A 19,414-nucleotide genomic window follows, 5' to 3' on the forward strand; every position below is an offset into this window, starting at 1 on the left:
ATTTTAAGTATTAAGTTAATGTTTATTTTTGGTAAGTATTCCAACCGGTGATTTTTTATATTAAATTGACCAAACCTTCCACTAATCAGCCCTTTAGCTTAATAAGTCCTAATAAAAAAAGCGTTAATCCTTCTTGGATTAACGCACCCTTTAGTTTAAGTGTAATTCTTCACAATTAAAAAAGAACCTAAAACATCGCCTTTATTTAATAACTGTTTCAGCTGGTGTAACCCCTTCGAATTCTTTATATTTTGTAACTATTTTAGTGATAAACCAAGTTCTTTTTCCTGTGGCTGGATTTTTCCCCAAAGTAATCTCCTTTTGTCCGGTCCCAAAGTTTTTATAAGAACTTCGTAAATCATAAGTGATTGTAAATTTAATTTTTTCATCACTGATTTTTTCAACCTTTGTTATCCGAAAATTTTCTACCCAAGGGCTTGATTGTCCAGTGTTCCAACCTCTTTTTTCGAATTGTTTTTTTGTTTGTCTTTGGAGGCTAGGTGAAAGCAAGGCATACTGTACAGCCCCACTTCTATTTTCTACACCTAATATCCACAATTCTACGGTCTGTTTAGGATTTTCAGATTGTAAGCCTGTCATAAATGACATTATTTGGCTTTCTAATGGATTTTCTGGTTGAGCAGAAACAGAATTGCTATGAAGTAAAAGTATCACAAATATAAGGGGGAGAAGAATTAAACGCATATAATCACCTCAAAGGGTATTATCTCCACCTATTTTTCAATTAGTCCTTATTGCACTAAACTGCCCCTTTAGTTTAAGTGCAAACCTTCACATTCCCTTACTGACTCATGAATAAATATATTTTTCACTAAATTCTAATGTAATTTTAAATTTATAATAATTGACGGATGGTATCGTGAATTTGAATGAAATTTGTCGAATAAAAGTGAATTCCAAAATAGAAATAGACCCTAAACAGAGAGAGGCTCAAAGAAATGAAATCTACTGGTATTGTTCGTAAAGTTGATGAATTAGGCCGCGTGGTTATTCCAATCGAATTAAGACGTACACTTGATATCGCTGAAAAAGATGCGCTCGAAATTTATGTTGATGAAGACAAAATTATCTTAAAAAAATATAAACCAAATATGACTTGTGATATTACCGGTGAAGTTTCTGACGATAATTATCGGCTTGCCGGTGGAAAATTAATTCTTAGTCGTGAAGGCGCAGAGCACCTATTGAAAGAAATTATGGCAAGCTTTGAATTAGCAAAATAATATAGATTAAAATAAAAAGGCTCTTGAATCTTTGATTCGAGAGCTTTTTGTTTTATAGGACATATATGACCGTTCCTCAGCTAACCTGACCCGATAGTTAAATAGTCTCTTTCCGTTTGGATTTCGAGAATCAAGTCAATAATTCCTCTAAAAAAGAAATTTTAGGGAGAGATGAATTTTGTTTTTGTCAAAGGCATGGGAAACATATGAATCGGATACGAATTGAAGGGTTCTCACCACAAACACTTAATGCATATAAACTTCAATACACATTACTTATTCGATATTTCAATGACGTTAAAATTGATGCCATATCCACTTTTCAACTAAAAGAATACCCGGCAAAGTCCAGCGAAACCTTAAAACCTTCAAGTTTATCTCACCGAATACGTTTTATAAAATCATTTTTTCGTGGTCACATGAAGATGCGATGTTTCAAAAAATCCAGCTGCAAAAATAAAGGAACCTAAAGCAGGGAAACGAATTCCTAAGTTTATCACAGAAATTGAATATTTACGTGAGGCTTGTACCAGCCCATTGGAAAAGGCATTGTTTGAATTCATGTTTTCAACTGGATGTCGCATTGGAGAAATTGTTACATTACAGAGGAGTAGAATTTATTGGTCTAACCGATCCGCCATTGTCAGGGGAAAAGGAGATAAAGAAAGAGAAGTTTATTTTAATATCCGCTGTGAAATTTGGCTTAAAAGATACCTTGAACAACGCCAAGATGGCGATACCGCCATTTTTGTTACCGAACGGTATCCTCATCGAATGTGTATTGCACAAATGAGATATATCATCAAGCGAATTTCGAAAAGGGCAGGCATAAATAAAGCGATTCATCCACACCAACTGAGGCACAGCTATGCTACTCATATGTTAAATAATGGTCCCCCTCTTGAAGTCATTCAGATTTTTTTAGGTCATGAGAAAAGCGAGACTACCAGGATATATGCACAGTTAAGTGGGAGTTTAAGGAAAGAGTTTTATAGGAAGTATTTTAAAAAGGGACATAAAAAAGTAATGATGAAAAAATGTATTGCTTTTCTTCAAGTCTTGCACCCGTTTGTTTAAGTACATTTTTTCACAAACTTATACGCCAGGTAGTCCTCATAATTGACTATAAATATTTCTCCATTAAAACATAGGGTTTGCCGGTGTTCCATCTATTCACTTGTAGAATTTTTTTTTACTTAATTCTCCTGAATAAAGCTGATTTCAAAGGGCACAGATTAGTGACCTTTGAAAATCAACTTTTATTATACAGTATCTAAGGACTTCCTATTTCATTCAACCCTATTTAGTTTGGTGTGTTTTTTCTTTATTTCTGCTGATTTTTTTTATTTTTATTTTTCTCTTCTTTGGTAGAATTTTTCTCATCGTGGGTTGCTTCTAGTATCACAGAAACTGCTGAATTCGCTACTGAACTTTCATTTTCATTTTTATTCCTATCAGAAGAATCTGTTAGAGCCCTGCTCGTTTTGTCTTTTTTACTGGCAGATAATTCAGGTTTGTTTTTTTCGGCTTGTATAGCAACGGAGCCAGTACGTTTTTCACGGGTTTCATCTGTTTGATCCTCTGACATTACAAATGTAGTGTTATTAGGAATTCCTTCCACGCTCAAATTATTTGGGCTGTCATTACTAACTTTTTCTTGTCCTACATCAGTCAAATGGTTGACCGGCGTCCATGATTCCATTGACGAAGGGACAGAACGCTCAATCCGTGCTTCTTCTTTTTTAATGACATCCTGTACCTGCTTTGTTTCTTGAATTTTTCTCTTGCCTACAATCACTTCTTCAACGACTACTGGTCTTTTTGTTACTTCTATCCGTTCTTCCGTAATTGGGATACGAATGATTTCATCCCCTGAAAACGGGCGCCCGTCATAATTTCCATCTATGACAGGACGTCGCTCTATATATACTTCTTCACGCATGAGTGGAACAAGAACAGTTCGCTCTTCTTCAACTACTTCTTTACGAAGCTGTAATTCACCGACTTCTACACGTTGTTTTGTAATATCCAGCTGTTCTTCACTGAGCGGGACTGACCTTGTTTTTTCAGTCTCATATTGTGTTTCATATGTTTTATTAATAGGGCTTTCATACTTATATTGTGTTTTAAAATTAGGGCTTTCATAAGTTCCATACGTATCAACCAGCAAAGTGATTTTCCCCTTTTTTATTTCCTCCTCACACTGTTTTGCTGTAAATTCTGACAGTCCTCTCTCAATAAGTCTGCTGGACAGTGCTCTTGCGGGCCTTCCGCCCATTCCTGCCGTCATCATTGTAACAAAGTTGTCCATCATAACACCTGTTAAGGTACTCATTTGCATGTCCGCTTCTACCATGACTCCCGTATGTGAAGTAATCAATGGAATGTTACTTCTATTTTCTGCCACCACCATCATATCTGTTTCACTATGCCCCTGACGTTTCAATCCCTCAATGACATACAAGACTTCTGACTCTGAATTAAAGGTTCCAACGATTCTTTTTTCCATTCTCACACTAATACCTCCTCTAATATATTAATGCGGGATATAAATGGCATCCCATTTAACGTATGTCTACCCCGGAAGTCATCAGAAGAAACATGGAAAATAGAATCATGTTTAATATTTCGTTTTCATAATTGGACGATTACTGGAACATTGCAGGTTAGAGGAAGAAGAATAATGTTAAGATTACGGTAAAATGGATTGATGGGGTAATAGAAATGAACACATATTTAGATGGCATTTTAAAGTTAAAGGCAGTAACTAATAGCTGGTCTAGCTCAACACGAAAAAAACCTCCGCAGCATCTTGAATTTGATCAAACGTTTCCTATAACTTAAGTACATTTCTTCACAAACATTTCTACGAAAGTTATAGAAGAACCATAAACAAAGAGAAGCTCATTTTCTGAGCTTCCCTCAACTTCCTATTTGAGATTTAATTTCTCCTCTCATACCCGACCTATTTAGCACTGAAATTTATACGTTATATTCTAAATTTATCATTTTCGTTCTTGAACTAAACTGCCATTCGTTGAATAAAGAAAAAGTAATTCCTCGTTATTAAACACAGTTGAAATAAAAAAGACCGTCATTGTGACAATCCTTACTTAGGCAATCGGTGTGCCATTTTTAACAGGCTCATCTGGCATTAAGAGAACTACATCACCCTCTTCTGGAACACCTCCAATAACTAATACCTCAGATCTGAATCCAGCTATTCGACGGGGTGGGAAATTTACAACTGCGACCACTTGACGACCTATTAACGTCTCTGGAGTATACCTTTTTATTATTTGTGCACTAGATTGTTTAACTCCTAATTCTTCACCGAAGTCAATACCTAGTTTAATTGCTGGCTTACGTGCTTCTGGAAAGGGTTCAGCACTTATTACAGTACCAATACGAATATCTAGTTTTTGAAAATCCTCAATCGTTGCTATGGACAAAACAATTACCTCCAAAAATTAAATTACTTTTCCTGGTTGATATATTAACAATTAATGGTACTTTTAGGAATATACTTGTTCCACTATACTGCCTCGTTAGTGGAACAAGCAAAAAAGGCTGCCGCAGCAGCCCAATCTTATTTAACTCTTGCACCCTATAGTTTAAGGTACATTTCTTCACAATCTTTCTTTTAAAAATAAAAAGGGCTGCTGCCGCAACCCTAATCCTATACTATGCTTCCATCGTTTATCCTATATTATTAAAGTGGGGGGTTTTCCACTCCTAAATGAATCCAATTCTCTTTCGGCGGTCCATATACCCATACCCCGAATGGTTTTAATCCTGCTTGTCGAATAAGAATTGGAGCTTGTCCACGTTGATGAACAATATGTTTTATTAAACCCATCAGAATTGAAGCATTTGTTTCTTCTCTTCCGAACGCAATTTGAATTTTTTTAAGAGTCATCCGTCCATTGTTGTTCAATACCCTCGGATGCTTGAGCACTTACCTTTTTGAAAGTTTCAGCGATTTCTTTTGCTGTTGGTGGAACATTTTCAGCATTATCAACCTGATCCATTTTAACACCAAATTTGTTTAAATAATTTGGAATATTTGTGGTAAAATGCCACACAATTCAGCCAGATCTTTCTGGTTGATCATTTTTTATTTGGTTTTATTAATACGGTAGCTGGAGTAGAACGTACCTGCCCGTGGGATCCCGTCAACTAAACAGTTCGCCCCCTACTTGGTTAAACATGTTTTGACTGGTTGGGACCATAATCTCGTTTAACAAGCGAAGCTATGACACTGCAAGAAGTACTAGGGGTAGATCCAAACCACTGTCATAAAATCCATCTCCTTTCACTAAATGCATTAAGGATGGTTTTCCCAACCATAAGCATAATTATTTTCTTTAAGATAGCTGTCTGCTTTATAGGAGAAATTCATTTTTTGGAACTTTTTTGATACCATTTCTTCATTGATAACTTTTGCTTGTTGAAGTGCATGTTTGTCTTTAAATATTGTATTAGGTTGATTCGCTTCCCCGATGATATAACCATTAAAAGTCGCACCAAAAAAATCAAAAATACGCTTAAATTGCATTATTAATGGTAATGCCTTTTGTTTTGAATCTTCCCCACCTACTACTAAAACGTACATTCTTTTATTTTTCATTTTGTCTTTAAAATTAATGTGTAACTGGTCAATTAAGTATTTCATTAGTTGACTTATTCCGTTTAAATAAAGAGGGGTAACAAATAAGATTATTTCGTTTGTTAATACGCTATTCACCATAAAATAATAATCTTTGTTTAATGACAGATACCTTTTCGATTCATGTGGTTGATCAAACATACCAACAATTCGGTATTTCTATCTTTCCGCAAGCTTCCATAAATAACCAACATTTGTAATTCCTTTCATTTGAAGTTTGCGTATTACGATTGATGATATACTATATAAATGTGCATATCCTGAGCTACTCCCATTCAACATTTATCTATGCTTAATGATTTTATGGAAAACAAAAAGAGCCTTTTATCAAAGGGCATAATTATCCCTTGGTGACAGACTCCTCCAGATGTTTACAGCAACTTCAATTGTAATTTATCATTAATATTACAATAACATTACAACCGTTACAAGTTTTCAAAAGCTATAATTCTTAAAGATTTGAACCAAAGTAAGAATGGATGATCAAAAGTATGATAAAACAGCTACACTGTTTGAATTGCATAATAAAGTTTTATAACCATTATGCTGTAATAGGGAGTTTTAAATTGAAACTGGAATGACAAGCCCCTGTCTATTATGCACATGGCGGAGAGGTATGTTCTTTGGACCACGCTTTGAGGACTGTGGTTTAAAACTTTCTTATCTAAAATACGGTAAAGGTGGCTATACATAATTACGCTATTCAGTTTCGTTCGGAGGCTGTTTTTTTATTGTCTAAAGGATCGCCACTACCTTCTTAAATTAAATCCCTGTTAGCTCAGATTGAATACTTACTGTAATATATTTACAATGTTTTTGGCCAGTTACTATGCGAATATTTCCATAGTAAAAATAATAGAAAAATAATCAAAATGATTTTAATAGTTTATAATAATAACGAAAAAATTTTTTTTACAATATTAATGTTAAGTTTAATATCATATCAATTATAAATAAGGTACTACTTATAAAGGCAACACCCTATTTGCTTTTTTATTTTAATACTCATAGTCTATTACCTCTACTTTCAACCCCTGACTGCATCAATTTTGGGGCTGTCGTAGGATGGAGTTACTTTTACTTTAACCAGATTTTGTGCAAAGTTGCTGGGAACATTTTTTTCGTCAGAAATTTAAAGACTTATGGAAATATCATAAGAAGGATTGTTGTTATAAACGATACCAAAAATCCTTTGTGACTCCCAACCAAAAGTAGCAGCATCATTACCTGGATACTCTCGCATTACCCTTTTATCAATAGAGGAAAATACAATATCTCTAATAATGCCTTCTTGTGTGACATACCAATTCCCTACATATGTCTTAAGTGCTCTCAGTAGTGGTTCTTGCTGCAATGGTTGGAGAAACTGTTCAAGAAATGAAATAGCAATTAGCTGGATAAATAAGTACCTCAACAATTAAAGGATCTTTATATTCCAGATTGATCTCAAGTATGGTTCTGTATATCCCAACAGTTGAGACTCTATCTTTTCAAGCATTAGCTGTGATTTAGGTATTAGGGTCCTATTTTTTGCAACGTTAATTAACAAAGAGAAAAGCAGTTAAAAAAATCATTCCAACAATATAAGTTTGAATAGTTGTTGAGGAGTGCTCTTATTTCTTTTTTGAACTAACGGCCCAGTTAAAGAATAAAACAGTTTATAACAAAAAAATAAGCTAACGAATTGGTGAATAAAGAAATTTGAAAAAAGACCTGTTCGACTCCAAATTGGAACAAACAGGTCTTTTGATTTTAAATGCTACTAAGGGTTCTTGTCAGGATTTTTAGTAAATTTAAAAAGTATCGTAAAAATTTTTAATTGCTTTGTCCACATATACCCATCCTTTCCATCCTATATGAATCGTATCCTTCATAAAATAAGGGTCGTATTCATGATTGGAAAAATCAGCAATTGGATACCCTTGTGACTCAATTTGATCTTTAATTCGTTTGTAATAAGAAGTACGGCCTTCCTTTGGAAAACCGGTGTAATCATACCATCTCCCATTAACGGGAATGGAAATAAATAATGGTTTTGCACCTGATTGTTTTAAAAGATCTAGTACAAGCTGAAAATCTAAGTATTCAAAGGATTTACCGTATGATGCACCTATTTTGGAGTCCTTCAATCGAGGAACTCGCTTCTTTATTTTATTGTATTTCGCATTAATCACATAAAATGAATTATTCGTTGACTGCCGTTTACCCATTAAGTCTGCTTGATGTTTTAATTCCCCCCAGGATTTATTTCGTACCTCCGGGCTGACATCGCGTTTGCGCGGAATACCGCCTGCTATCGAATAATATAAATCTTTTTTCGTCAGTATTCCTCTATATACACATGCAAATGGCCGTACAAATGCGGCTTTTCGCTTATCCCAAGCATTATTCGAAACTTCTGCTTGATAAAGAGTCGAAAGCATTCGATCGTCCTGTACGGGTTTAAACTGTAACAATCGTTTCATCACAATCTTCTTCGTTTTTGGGTCAATTTTATCGTTAAAAGCAAGATCATATCCCTGAAGTATTGAGTAATTTGGCACAAAGTGCGACAAATCTGCCCCCTGTGGCTGGAACCATTGGGGGGATAAAACAAATACAAGTTTTTTTCCTTTTAACTGGTCCATATGTTCAGCAAAGTTGAGAACATGAATCAAAGAAATCGAACCACCGCGTCCAATAAGAAAAGGAGTAAACCCTTCATAATTTTCTTTAAAATAATTGGATGGATGAAACCGATCAAGCCTAGCCAACTCGGATGAACCGTATATGGGCAAATACTGATGATCCTGAAGCATTTTTCCCTGAATATATTTACCTTGAAACATGAGAGGATTCAGTTCTGTTGCTGCTTGACTTACTCTTTGTTTTGGAATGAGACGTTCTACCCAGCTATTGGGAATAATAATCAAAATCAACAATGTCAGAAAAGCAAATATCAGCGGTGCAAATAAAGCTTTTTTCATTTAAATTCGGCCAACTGCTTTGCGATATTATTGGGGGTATTCCATGTGTCGCGGTCGAATTCCGTAATGGGTACTTTAATGCCAAACAGTTCTTCGATTTGCACAAGCAATTCTACAGTCCCAAACGAATCGAGCAGCCCAGATTCAAATAAATCAATATCTGGGTCCTCTTTTACTACATCGTCTTGGCAGATTTCCGCCACTAATGCAATAACTTGTTCATTCAATTCCATATAAATCATACTCCTTTATGTAAAAACTGTCCTGAAAAAATATAAAATCCAAAGCATACGAAATGGAACGCGATGATGACAGGCGGTATATGGGCTTTTTTAATTTTGTGGCCACCAATGATATTTCTTATTAATTTGTTCAAACGAATTATTAGCAACAATTAAAAATGCGTGGTAAACCCCATAAAGAATATATTGAATTTCCAATCCGTGCCAAAAGCCCATTAATAAAAATAACAGAATATAACCCAAATTGGAAACTATTTGTCGATATTTACTCCATTTTTTCTTCGTTATCCAAAACACAAACCGCATAAACACATAATCCCTGAACTAAAAGGACAGCATCATATGCCAGCGATTCCAGAAGTCTTCATATTTAAAAGCACTTAAGTAGTTCAATAAAAGCCAATTATGTTTTTCCCTTTTGTTTTCTTTCAAAATAAATCCACGTGTAATAAATTATTCAAAAAACAATAGGAACAGAAAACACATAAGGTCTCTGATTAGCTGGAAGAAAGTATATTAAAAATATCCCGATTATTAGCATAGGTGGCATAAGAATAAAATACTTCTTTTTATGCACGCTGATCCCCTCCCTTTTGTTTAATGCTACCAAAAAAAATCCATTCTCTTGTTCAACTAACCTGCCCCGTTAGCCATCCATGCAGCGCAAAATCAGCGCTGCACCACAGAGAATGAAAATGGCTAAGACCGTCTATACTGTTTTAATGCTGGCGAAGAAGGTCTTTGAACTATGGTGCCTTTGAGCCCATCCGTTAGTCTGACTCCAACGACCACGGTGTACCACCGACTGTCGCACCCTTTAGGGGTAGCACTCATGGGAGATTAATCCTTTTTCTGGTTGTTGCGCCAGCTTTAACTGATTTCAGTTTAAGTAGAAAGGTTGCACAAGTCGATCTACCAGCCAATCTTATATACGATCCTTCAAGAGGCTCAGCCTTTTTTTAAAAACTGGTTTTTCTGGGTCTATTTTTTCATGCCCTTTTTCAGTTTTTATTTTCATGGGAGTTCAATAAATTCAACAAAAAAGCGTAAATCCTTTTTGGATAAACTCAGCCATAATTACTACAGAAAACATTAAAGGCGTGACAATAGATCTCGCCTATTTTTCACCCGAAGAATATTTGCCAAAACTAGGAAATAAGCGCAAGCTGTGTGCTATTAAAAATTGCGCTGTATAATAGGTTGTCATTATCAGGATATCAGAATAGGGAATCTCTGAAACAAACAAATTCCATGATAGAATTGAGTCTGAGAGGACGAATAAAATACTTCCAATTATTGCCCATATATTTTGGGACAAAAATCCAGTCCAACACATTAGCCCATCACCTAGCATACAGAAAAATAATCCGCACCATATAATCCAATGGGGGCGTGATTTTTTATCAGGTATTAGTTTATAAGCATAGAAAAGAATTAGCCACATTGGGATTAATTTAAATATCATTTTGATTGCTTCTGGTTTGCTGGAAATGCCAAATATGTATATAAGGCTCATAAGTAAAATGAAAGTGGGTAATCGATAGGTTTTCAATATATTCACCTCTTTGTATCAGTTTTATTTCTCTTTTTTATTGCCAACAGCTTCTCCAAATAGGATTTTAATAATCTACTATTTTCTTTAAAACTTAACGTTTTCCTTCCGGAAACTAAACTGCTTCTTTAGTCCTGCCACGTTAGTCGAATAAGAAAAAAAGACCGCCACAGCGATCTCCATTTTTAACTCTTGCACCCGTTTGTTTAAGTGTAATCCTTCACAATCTTTTCTACACCTTAAAATTTAATCCCTATTAAGTGTTGTTCCAGAATCCAATACAATAAAAAAAGACGCCTTATCATTCAAGTAAAGCGCCCGATTATGGAAGAACGAAGGTATTAAATACCAAAATCTTCTTTGGAAATTATTTTGTCAAAATACGTATTAACACATCCACATCTGGTAACCCATACTCTTCATCAATCTCTTCTTGAGTGAGAAGACTGTTTAGGATGGTAAAATACCATGACAACATTCTTCGGGGTTCGCCTGGAGAAAATTCACCCGATTCCTGTCCTTTAACGAAAATAGGAATTATCGGATCGATCAGAACATTTGTTGAAACTTCTTCAAAGATTTGTGTGACCTTTTCAGGAACATCTTCAGCTTTGCGAGCACGTTCCATTAACATAAAGGCATACATATTATTCTCATCAAGCATGTTTTTCGTTAAGGTTCTAATTTGTTCAAAAGGTGTTCCTGGTAAGGATCCAACATACTCGAGTTCCCTTCTTGCTTCTCCCATCAATTCTTGGACGAGAGTTATGAAAAGCTCCTCTTTAGAATTGAAGTAACGGTAAATTAATCCTTCACTAATGCTTGCTTCCTTAGCAATCATGCTCGTTTTCGTGCCTGTATATCCTCTGCGGGCAAACATTTTAAGCGCCGCTAGTTTTATCTGCTCTCTGCGTTCGTCACGGATTTGATCAAGCTGCTGCTGTCTGTTTAATGGAGACACCCTTCCAACCTCCGGATCTAATAAATGTCATATTCATTATATCATTTAGTTAGAGAACTTTTGCTTTTACAATTAGTTGATAAACGTGGGAACCAGTGGACGTACCCTCTTGACCAACTCCTCAAGAAACTGATTAGGACGGGCAAAACACGCAAGATGGCCAGCTTTTTTGATGAGAACAAACTCCTTATGAGGGGCTTCAATCTCATCATAATAAGCTCTAGCCAGTTCAGATGGCGTGATAATATCATTATCTCCGTGAAGGATATAAACTGGCACCTCAAATTTACCGTATTTTTTAAAATCAAATTTTATTAATTCATCAAATAGATGGTCAAGGGAATAACTCATACCTTTAAAAATATCCATCAAATCACGTATTTTATGTTCCGGAGAAGAGAGCATAGATGGCAAAATTAAGTCTGTAATCATATTGGGGACATCCTTAATAGTTTTAACGAGAAGTCGATTCCTCTTGTCAAAATCTTTACGACTCCATTGGGATTGATTCGATCCCATTTTCTCAAGCAACTGCACCCCCTTCGTATTGCCTGCCCCGTAAAGAGCGTTGACTGATAATGTATACAAAAGATTTTGTGAATCTGGGGCATTCTGATCTGTACCGACATAGGCATAAAAAAGATCTGGCCGAAGCTTTGCCATCATGATCCCAATTAGGCTGCCTGCAGAGCTTCCAATAAGAATTACCTTTTGATGACCGAGTATATCACATAGGTATTCTGCAACCTCTATCCCATCCTTCGCGAGACGTTCGAAAGTGATTGCTCCGCTACCGTCTTTACCGTTCTTGCCAAAAGTCTTTCCTGCTCCACGCTGATCCCACTGAACGACAATGAAGTGCTTCTCCCATGAACGCAACAACGGACTAAAGATGGAATAAGTCGAAGCCGGACCGCCATGAATCAGTAACAAAACGGGGGTGTTCCGATTCTCGCCACGAATCGTGATCCATTGATCGATACCGCCAATTTTAACGTAACAGCCTTCAACGATGCTGTTAGCCGTGCTGATTTGTAGCTCTTTGACATTCTTTCTCTGATTTCTCTTTCGTAGAACGATTTCTTGGAGGATATTAATTTGGCTCATTCGAACATGCCCTCTTCCCTTTTTAAATGAGTGAGTGACTTACTCAACTATAGATTGAGGTATTTTATGGAAATTGTCAACAACAAATTTTCATCAATAGATAAAAGAAAATTTCTTTATAGATTTCTCCTTCGGAAAAAGAAATAAAATACCCTTTACTTCAATAAGAAAGCCTCCAGTATGATGGCAGCAACTCTTGAATGAAAACACCCTATTAATTCAAGATGATTGTTTTTTTCCTTTCTTACTCCTTGCAATCATAATTCCTCCAACCACACACCCAATCCCTAAAATATGCATTATAATGTTACCAATTTTACCTAAGACATCATCTGTTAATCCAATTAAAAAACTACCAAATAAAATGAGTAAAATGACAAAAAATAATTTCAAATTCATTTTCCCACTCCATAGTGGCATTCACAATTTTAACGAATCACCTTTACCATTCTATGTATTTTCCGTTAGGGAATATCATGGATTTTAGAGCTTTTTTTATGTTCATTTAATTATCCTGCCAGTTAGTGGAACAAGAAAAAAAGCCGCAGCAGCGACCCTTTTGTTTAACTCAAGCACCCGTTTGTTTAAGTACAGTTATTCACAAACTCAAAATTAACATTTATAAAATAAGCATTTTAATACCACCTTAGATATTGGGGGAAAATACCTTTGAGGTGGTTAAAGTGATTAAAAAGATATTAATAAGTATTTGTATTTTTAAATTAATTACAACCAGTGCTATGGCTCAAACAAATCAACAAATACAAATTATCGATATAAATAAAGGTAAAGTCATAAAAAATGTTCAAAAAAACTCTGATTTACAACAAGAAGTAGAGAAATTCCTGGAAGGAATAACAGGGGTTTACGTGAAGTTGAATCCTTATCCTAATAATGGGTTTGTGATAAAAATCCCTTTAGAACCTAATGTTATGGTTAATAATCATTGGTTCAATGACTTTGTAGATGAAGTAATGATTATATTTCCTAGTCAAGAACAACACCCATATTTATTGGTTTTTGACAACGAGAACCAACCATATTTTTTAACATTTCAAGACGATACAAGTAAATTCTTGGGATTATTAAATTTTAAGCCGTAGACCTCAGAAATGAGGTTTATTTTATGCGTTTTAACTAACATGACCGTTAGTGAGTATTTGTGAGAAATCCTTGCTTTTTAATAATACGAAATGCGAATCTCCGACTGTCCACTTTTCATATCTATTTATGGTCCTTCTCCTAGGTTGTCTCCCAGTGCCATGCTTAAGTGTAGTCTTTTATTACGTCGAAAGGATTAATAAATACAAAAAAGCCCTTCTAGGGGCTTTTGTGATTGAGACTGTCTTTGTGACAAGTCTATGTGCTAAGCAAGATTATGGCTTTTCGGATACACTCTAGACTATGCATCAGTTTAACTTGAGTACCTAATCGGTTAAGTTTTACTTGGAGTTATTTTTTAGAACATACCGAGAATTAATTCGTTAAAAAATCAGCCCTTGTCCATTCCATTTCATTATCTTGTACATATATTATTATTACACCAAGCCAGTCATATTACATTACCTTTTTGGATATAAAGAACGTTTGCCATAAAGCAGACGTTTTTTTCGATTTATAGGCATTTCGTACATTTTGCCTTATCAATATGATGTTTGTCCAAGCAATTCTTGTCTTATGAAATATGATACATAGTGAAGGATTTAATTTCGAACATTCTAACAGGTGGTGATAAGTATGTGCTTTGGAGGATTTGGCTACGGAGGCTATGGCTACGGTGGTTTCGGCGGAGGCAGTACATTTGTTTTAATCGTCGTATTGTTTATCCTTTTAATTATTGTTGGTACTTCCTTTATTGTTTAATAAACCAATACACGTTCTAGCGGAAAGAATGATTATGGCTGGAGGTGCAATAAATGGACGGAGTAGGAAATAGTTTTGCGTTAATCGTAGTATTGTTCATCCTTCTTATCATCGTTGGTACAGCATTTGTGTTCTACTAATAAATAAGATGGATGGAGTAGGAAAAAGGCCCTTTATCGGGCCTTTTTTAACGTTTAAAGTGTATTATTTTTTGTTGTTATATTTCTCAAAACACAAAAAAACTGCTGATGCAGCCCGATGCTTATTCAACTCATACACCCGTTAGTGTAAGTACATTCCTTCACAAATATATTATTATTGTGTTGATAATTTCTTTCTATCATCTGCCAAAGGTGGCTGTTCAGCCCATTTGTATTTAATCAGAATATCAAATCCATCTTTCGTATAGTGTGCCATTTCCGTAAGAAGCAGCATATACTTTATTCCTAAGTCTGTCCGTTGACAGGTACCTATGGCTGAACCATACACACCGATGGAAGTAGAACCTAAAAGAGCCTTGTGATGCATCATAAGACGGTCTGAAAAAGGTGAAATTGTTGAATTAGAAACTTCCGCTTCCTCCGATTTTGGCTTTGGAAGATGGTCATTGTTCAATAGGTCCTCCAACGTCTCAATGTGTTTTTTGTAAAGTTCTACCCCACGCCATAAAAAGTTCTTAACCTCTTGAGATTTAGCCACTTGAGAGAAACCCATTGTGAGTGATTTACTTAACTGAACTTTTCGCAAATCCCAGTAAACGTTACTTAACTCAATGCAACTTAACGGTCTTTTCCCTCGGAATATACCTTCAATAAAATTATGGGATTCAATAAATTCATATTGTTCGGAAGGGCTAATAAATGGTGGTCTAGATACAATACCTTTTTCCAATAGTAAATCTAATGATTTGTTGAAAAGTTCCATTGTTTCATTTTGGCAATGTACGAAGTAATCCCTTATGTCCCTACGCATATTTGTTGTTAAAGCGGCGGCATAGCCTGCTAAACCATTGACACTCATTATGTAGGTATAAGATAAGGTAAATTCATCTGAAAACAAGCGAGGAGCAGACAAATCCACATCTGCCTCAGTAAAACCGTGGGGTATCGGAAATTTTTCTTGTGAAAAATAATCCTTTACCTTGGTAATGTGCCCCTCAACCAATTTCAAAGAAAATTCTAAAATCGGACGTATAGAGGCGTCTTCAACAATTTGAAGCATATGTTTGTAAATGCATATTGCCATAGTATCACTCTGATACTGTGACCAAATGTTAGCAATTTCAGGTGCAGTTAATCTTATGTTATGTGGGGTTTCTTCCTTTATAAATTCGGGCATCTTAATCCTACGAAAATAATACTTTATTTTGTACTATTAACCAAAAAAGGATTAATTATGTGATTTTTTACTTTAACTAACCTGCCCCTTTAATGCAATAAAAAAAGCTGCCACAATGACAGCTTGATCTACAACTCTTGCACCCGTTAGTTAAATAACTCAAAGACATATTTCAGCCTTCCAACTACTTGACTTCGACTTTACTACGATTAGGTTTTCATTTTCCCATTTGAGAGTACCTAGAAACCTTGCATATACAACTTCGTTTCCAACCTCTTCTACCAATAATTCGTCAATAATTCTTAGACCTTTTTCATTATAGACCTCACACCTTAACTGAAAGCCTTCTGAACGATGAATTCCCTTTAAGATAGCCATTTTTTTGCGACTTGGACTTTTTCTCGGTGTTTTATCAACAATAAAAACTGCTTCAAAATTCTGTTTCGCAATTTCACTAAGTGCTTCTTCAACATAAGACTCAATAATTGAAGAAGATAATTTCGAATATGTCTTAATTGCAGGCACAATGTAACATCTGATTAACTCAGAAAACTCTTGAAATTTCGCTTGTGTTGATTCTAATTCCAAAAAAGACATATAGTCATAAGGAACAAATATTTGTATCTCCTCAATTGCATTATCCTCTTCAAAGGAAACACTCTTATTTGGATTTGCCAAGCAGTATACACTAATCATTTTAAACTGGGCTAATTCCACACCTAATTGAGTAATTTTAGTTGAAAATATCAACTCAAAAATTCTCATTTCGTGTAATCGATTATAGTGTTTTTTGGGACGATTTTTTCCCCAGTCCATAAAGTGAATATTTATCATAAAAGATTCCTTTCGTTTTTTACATATGTACAATTTACTTAAATTTAACACGTTTCCTTCTTAAACTGCCCCGTTAGTTCAAGTGAAACATTTCACAAAGCACTTTCCGCTAGTCGTTTTTTAGTTTTCATAAAATAAGTTGAATGATTGTGGAATAACTCTGGACAAAAACCGACATTTACCATTTAGATGGAAAACATTTACAAAAACATAATAATACCTCAATAAATAATAATCTCACTAATAGCAGTTTTTTGTTTTAATTTTTTCCCTTCCAACTCCATCAATTTAATCAACTTTACCACCTCCATGGATTTAATCATAAAAATAGTCTTCCAATGTGCTTGAATGTTTTTATATTTCTTCTATATTAATATCATGAAGAATTAAAACTTTTGAAATCTCACTTTGAGACAGGGTTAAATCATAAATCCGAATTCTCTTGTCTTGTACAATTTTCATATTGAAAATATGGAGTTCAGGTTGGAGATTCCTCATAACATAAAGTACTATTAAATTAATATTGTTTTTCAAAAATTCATCATGCTACCAAGTGGCTCGTTTGTTGGTAAAAACCCATCATACAGTTTTGTTAAATTTAGATCAGAGGAAGAATTTAAGAGTAATTTAAAATTATTATTCCCACAGAACTATTAGAAGGAGGATATTATGAGCGAAAATATTAAAACTTATGAAGCTGAAGGTATCAAAATATATTGGAAACCCAATATTTGTAAACACGCAGCAGAATGTGTAAAGGGATTGCCAAGTGTATTCGATACCCAGAAAAGACCTTGGGTATCACCCCAGAATGCAACAGCTAAAAAAATCATGGAAGTGATTGATCGTTGTCCAAGCAGAGCACTTACTTATGAGCAAAAATAAACAGAACTAATAAAGTTAGGAGAATGAGGAAATGACTGAAATTAAAATGGGCAAGAATGAATTTTATATTGAGGAATCTAATGAAATTATTGCAAGAATTCAATTTATCCCAAGCGGAAAAGATGTAAATGGAAGAAATTTAATTATTGTAAGCCACACAGTTGTATATGAGGGACATAATGGTCGTGGATTAGGCAAAGAATTAGTAAACAAGATAGCTGAATATGCAAGAGATGAAAACTTATATATTATTCCTGTATGTCCTTACGCAAAAAGTGTTCTTGAAAGTAAGGAAGAGTATCAAGGTGTACTAGCAAATTGATGCCATTTTATTATATCTGTTGAATCACCTACACTTAACTGGACAAAAAATAAGGTCAAGCATAGACTAATCACTAAATCAAGGCATACTGCTAATTAGTATAAGAGATCCAGTGAAGAAGCCACGATAACGAGACAACCAATTTTTTAAATTGCCTAGAGATTAAATAAAAACACCGACATTCAAATCGGTGTTTTTATTTATTTATTTATTTATAATTGGACATTAAACATTTGTCTTAACCTTCTGGTGCCTTCGTAGACCATTGCAGCATTCCAAGAACGCATCTTTCCTTCATAGCCGTGCGCTTAGCCATGTGTTACATATATCTTCGATTATGATTTTATGTGCAATCACATTTAAAAACTGCCATTTTGACAGCTTGATCTGCAACTCTTGCACCCGTTAGTTGAATATGGCCAAAACCTTTTGTTTCAATCCCCTCCGACAAATATTTTTTTAATGGCTGGATTGGAGATTTCATTAATAAGACTTTGATACTCACCTTGTTTTTTTCGTTAATAAACAGCTTGTATTTTTCCAAATCAGTGATTAACACAATAAGTGCCTGTCCTTCATAGGTTGCATCTGACAGATAATAATCGCTTATTTTCCTCAACTCTAGATAGCTTCGGCATAATTTCTTCGAGTTAAATATTTCATTGTGTAAGGCTTCTGTTATTTCGTATGTCTTTATTTTTTTGTCGTCTTATCATATATCAAAACATCAAGCCCCAATAACCTCACTCCTTATGGAATCCCAGTTATTCTAATACTTTATTTAATTAAACTGCCCAGTTACTTCAATAAGAATATGCATTCCCGATGTTCAGTAATGCACTCAATTAGTTGAATTAGTAAGTCTTTATATTGCCCAACCCCATTCACCTTTTAAGACATTTTCTCTTTCATCATTATCAATATCTGCGAAATCCATTCCTTCCGTTTACACTTACGACAAGGTAATGGATAATTCTTGTCTTCATCACATCCAAATAATGTTGAAAAACTTCGTTCTAAATCATTGGGGTCATAGAACAAAGTACAAAGCTCAAAGTCGTGAATATATTGGCATTTACAGAATACACACTCTACAAATCTAAAATCAGCGTAATCATCTAGTATGTCACTGTTTTAAAATTGTTTGCACTTATCATTACTTTTTCCTTTTATTAAATCAATAGCTTTAAGGTATTATACAACATTATTCTTGTTCCACTAACCTCCCCCTTTAGTTGAATAAAGAAAGAGTGATTCCTCGTTATTAAACACCGTTGAAATAAGAAAGTAGGGAAGCCTCTCTCGAGGCTTCCCCCTTATCAAACCGTACGTGCCCTATTAAGGCATACGGCTTACCAAATGTTACAATGTTTATCAAGAGGATGCATTCCAGGCATTTTGCATCTTTTGTAAGCGATGAGGGGTAAAATA

At 34.9% G+C, this 19,414-nt stretch carries 20 protein-coding genes and 2 pseudogenes; 7 read left to right on the forward strand and 15 right to left on the reverse strand.

The genetic code is table 11. From position 1 onward, the window contains the following. Positions 1–201: 201 nt before the first annotated feature. Positions 202–705, reverse strand: a complete 504-nt coding sequence (locus tag E2K98_RS28195) for a hypothetical protein (RefSeq protein ID WP_165976415.1) — start codon at positions 703–705, stop codon at positions 202–204. A 254-nt stretch (positions 706–959) separates the two neighbouring features. On the opposite strand from E2K98_RS28195, the gene E2K98_RS28200 reads away from it, so the two are divergent. Next, positions 960–1,244, forward strand: a complete 285-nt coding sequence (locus E2K98_RS28200) for an AbrB/MazE/SpoVT family DNA-binding domain-containing protein (protein WP_133340057.1) — start codon at positions 960–962, stop codon at positions 1,242–1,244. A gap of 537 nt (positions 1,245–1,781) precedes the next feature. Then, complete coding sequence (locus E2K98_RS31865; protein WP_235824956.1) at positions 1,782–2,321, forward strand: tyrosine-type recombinase/integrase; 540 nt, start codon at positions 1,782–1,784, stop codon at positions 2,319–2,321. Between the two features lie 247 nt (positions 2,322–2,568). Here E2K98_RS31865 and E2K98_RS28210 read toward each other — a convergent pair whose 3' ends face one another. The 11 genes and pseudogenes from E2K98_RS28210 to E2K98_RS28260 all read right to left on the reverse strand — a co-directional run bounded on the left by E2K98_RS28210 (position 2,569) and on the right by E2K98_RS28260 (position 13,140). Further along, complete coding sequence (locus tag E2K98_RS28210) at positions 2,569–3,753, reverse strand: YsnF/AvaK domain-containing protein (protein WP_235824959.1); 1,185 nt, start codon at positions 3,751–3,753, stop codon at positions 2,569–2,571. Positions 3,754–4,357: 604 nt separating this feature from the next. Then, positions 4,358–4,690: a chaperone CsaA gene (csaA, locus tag E2K98_RS28215; protein ID WP_133340086.1), complete on the reverse strand. Its 333-nt coding sequence runs from the start codon at positions 4,688–4,690 to the stop codon at positions 4,358–4,360. 266 nt (positions 4,691–4,956) lie between these two features. Beyond that, positions 4,957–5,332: pseudogene (locus E2K98_RS28220) on the reverse strand (DinB family protein); the annotation flags it as partial. Positions 5,333–5,571: 239 nt separating this feature from the next. Beyond that, entirely contained in the window at positions 5,572–5,994 is a 423-nt protein-coding gene (locus E2K98_RS28225; RefSeq protein ID WP_235824957.1) for an NAD(P)H-dependent oxidoreductase, read from the reverse strand. Between the two features lie 1,712 nt (positions 5,995–7,706). Beyond that, positions 7,707–8,879, reverse strand: a complete 1,173-nt coding sequence (gene dltD / locus E2K98_RS28230; protein ID WP_133340061.1) for a D-alanyl-lipoteichoic acid biosynthesis protein DltD — start codon at positions 8,877–8,879, stop codon at positions 7,707–7,709. Further along, on the reverse strand, positions 8,876–9,112 hold the full coding sequence (dltC, locus tag E2K98_RS28235) for a D-alanine--poly(phosphoribitol) ligase subunit 2 (protein WP_133340063.1): 237 nt from the start codon (positions 9,110–9,112) through the stop codon (positions 8,876–8,878). The genes dltD and dltC overlap by 4 nt, the downstream gene beginning before the upstream one ends. A 5-nt stretch (positions 9,113–9,117) precedes the next feature. Then, a pseudogene (locus E2K98_RS31870) lies at positions 9,118–9,487 on the reverse strand (D-alanyl-lipoteichoic acid biosynthesis protein DltB); the annotation flags it as partial. Positions 9,488–10,238: 751 nt separating this feature from the next. Continuing rightward, entirely contained in the window at positions 10,239–10,637 is a 399-nt protein-coding gene (locus E2K98_RS28245; RefSeq protein ID WP_328591996.1) for a lysoplasmalogenase family protein, read from the reverse strand. Between the two features lie 403 nt (positions 10,638–11,040). Continuing rightward, a complete protein-coding gene (locus tag E2K98_RS28250; protein WP_133340066.1) occupies positions 11,041–11,634 on the reverse strand; it encodes a TetR/AcrR family transcriptional regulator in 594 nt (197 codons plus the stop codon). 72 nt (positions 11,635–11,706) lie between these two features. Beyond that, positions 11,707–12,741: an alpha/beta fold hydrolase gene (locus E2K98_RS28255; protein WP_133340068.1), complete on the reverse strand. Its 1,035-nt coding sequence runs from the start codon at positions 12,739–12,741 to the stop codon at positions 11,707–11,709. Between the two features lie 219 nt (positions 12,742–12,960). After that, entirely contained in the window at positions 12,961–13,140 is a 180-nt protein-coding gene (locus E2K98_RS28260; protein WP_235824958.1) for a serine kinase, read from the reverse strand. 284 nt (positions 13,141–13,424) lie between these two features. On the opposite strand from E2K98_RS28260, the gene E2K98_RS28265 reads away from it, so the two are divergent. From E2K98_RS28265 to E2K98_RS28275, 3 genes are all read left to right on the forward strand, one after another. Then, complete coding sequence (locus tag E2K98_RS28265; protein WP_133340070.1) at positions 13,425–13,844, forward strand: hypothetical protein; 420 nt, start codon at positions 13,425–13,427, stop codon at positions 13,842–13,844. Between the two features lie 634 nt (positions 13,845–14,478). After that, positions 14,479–14,604 (forward strand): YjcZ family sporulation protein, encoded by a 126-nt coding sequence (locus tag E2K98_RS28270; RefSeq protein ID WP_133340072.1) that lies wholly within the window; start codon positions 14,479–14,481, stop codon positions 14,602–14,604. A gap of 53 nt (positions 14,605–14,657) precedes the next feature. Continuing rightward, complete coding sequence (locus E2K98_RS28275; protein WP_133340090.1) at positions 14,658–14,744, forward strand: YjcZ family sporulation protein; 87 nt, start codon at positions 14,658–14,660, stop codon at positions 14,742–14,744. 175 nt (positions 14,745–14,919) lie between these two features. Here the strand turns inward: E2K98_RS28275 and E2K98_RS28280 are convergent, their stop codons facing one another. Next, positions 14,920–15,942, reverse strand: a complete 1,023-nt coding sequence (locus E2K98_RS28280; protein WP_133340074.1) for a DUF3231 family protein — start codon at positions 15,940–15,942, stop codon at positions 14,920–14,922. Positions 15,943–16,101: 159 nt separating this feature from the next. Further along, a complete protein-coding gene (locus tag E2K98_RS28285) occupies positions 16,102–16,776 on the reverse strand; it encodes a hypothetical protein (protein WP_133340076.1) in 675 nt (224 codons plus the stop codon). A gap of 669 nt (positions 16,777–17,445) precedes the next feature. Between E2K98_RS28285 and E2K98_RS28295 the strand changes: the two genes are divergently transcribed. Beyond that, a complete protein-coding gene (locus tag E2K98_RS28295; protein WP_133340078.1) occupies positions 17,446–17,661 on the forward strand; it encodes a (4Fe-4S)-binding protein in 216 nt (71 codons plus the stop codon). Between the two features lie 31 nt (positions 17,662–17,692). Beyond that, positions 17,693–17,983 carry a GNAT family N-acetyltransferase gene (locus E2K98_RS28300; RefSeq protein WP_133340080.1) on the forward strand — a complete coding sequence of 97 codons (291 nt, stop codon included), beginning with the start codon at positions 17,693–17,695 and terminating at the stop codon, positions 17,981–17,983. A gap of 343 nt (positions 17,984–18,326) precedes the next feature. Here the strand turns inward: E2K98_RS28300 and E2K98_RS28305 are convergent, their stop codons facing one another. Continuing rightward, positions 18,327–18,602, reverse strand: coding sequence for a hypothetical protein (locus tag E2K98_RS28305; RefSeq protein ID WP_133340082.1), 276 nt, complete (start codon positions 18,600–18,602; stop codon positions 18,327–18,329). Between the last annotated feature and the right edge of the window lie 812 nt (positions 18,603–19,414).

It is taken from the genome of Bacillus salipaludis (genome assembly GCF_004358205.1).

Excerpts from the sequence above, each read along its gene's own strand:
- E2K98_RS28275 (WP_133340090.1), top strand. The coding sequence starts at position 14,658 with ATGGACGGAGTAGGAAATAGTTTTGCGTTAATCGTAGTATTGTTCATC.
- E2K98_RS28245 (WP_328591996.1), bottom strand. The coding sequence starts at position 10,637 with ATGAGCCTTATATACATATTTGGCATTTCCAGCAAACCAGAAGCAATC.
- E2K98_RS28260 (WP_235824958.1), bottom strand. The coding sequence starts at position 13,140 with ATGAATTTGAAATTATTTTTTGTCATTTTACTCATTTTATTTGGTAGT.
- E2K98_RS28210 (WP_235824959.1), bottom strand. The coding sequence starts at position 3,753 with ATGGAAAAAAGAATCGTTGGAACCTTTAATTCAGAGTCAGAAGTCTTG.
- E2K98_RS28285 (WP_133340076.1), bottom strand. The coding sequence starts at position 16,776 with ATGATAAATATTCACTTTATGGACTGGGGAAAAAATCGTCCCAAAAAA.
- E2K98_RS28255 (WP_133340068.1), bottom strand. The coding sequence starts at position 12,741 with ATGAGCCAAATTAATATCCTCCAAGAAATCGTTCTACGAAAGAGAAAT.
- E2K98_RS28225 (WP_235824957.1), bottom strand. The coding sequence starts at position 5,994 with ATGGTGAATAGCGTATTAACAAACGAAATAATCTTATTTGTTACCCCT.
- E2K98_RS28270 (WP_133340072.1), top strand. The coding sequence starts at position 14,479 with ATGTGCTTTGGAGGATTTGGCTACGGAGGCTATGGCTACGGTGGTTTC.
- E2K98_RS28295 (WP_133340078.1), top strand. The coding sequence starts at position 17,446 with ATGAGCGAAAATATTAAAACTTATGAAGCTGAAGGTATCAAAATATAT.
- dltD (WP_133340061.1), bottom strand. The coding sequence starts at position 8,879 with ATGAAAAAAGCTTTATTTGCACCGCTGATATTTGCTTTTCTGACATTG.
- E2K98_RS28300 (WP_133340080.1), top strand. The coding sequence starts at position 17,693 with ATGACTGAAATTAAAATGGGCAAGAATGAATTTTATATTGAGGAATCT.
- E2K98_RS28280 (WP_133340074.1), bottom strand. The coding sequence starts at position 15,942 with ATGCCCGAATTTATAAAGGAAGAAACCCCACATAACATAAGATTAACT.
- dltC (WP_133340063.1), bottom strand. The coding sequence starts at position 9,112 with ATGGAATTGAATGAACAAGTTATTGCATTAGTGGCGGAAATCTGCCAA.
- E2K98_RS28200 (WP_133340057.1), top strand. The coding sequence starts at position 960 with ATGAAATCTACTGGTATTGTTCGTAAAGTTGATGAATTAGGCCGCGTG.
- E2K98_RS28195 (WP_165976415.1), bottom strand. The coding sequence starts at position 705 with ATGCGTTTAATTCTTCTCCCCCTTATATTTGTGATACTTTTACTTCAT.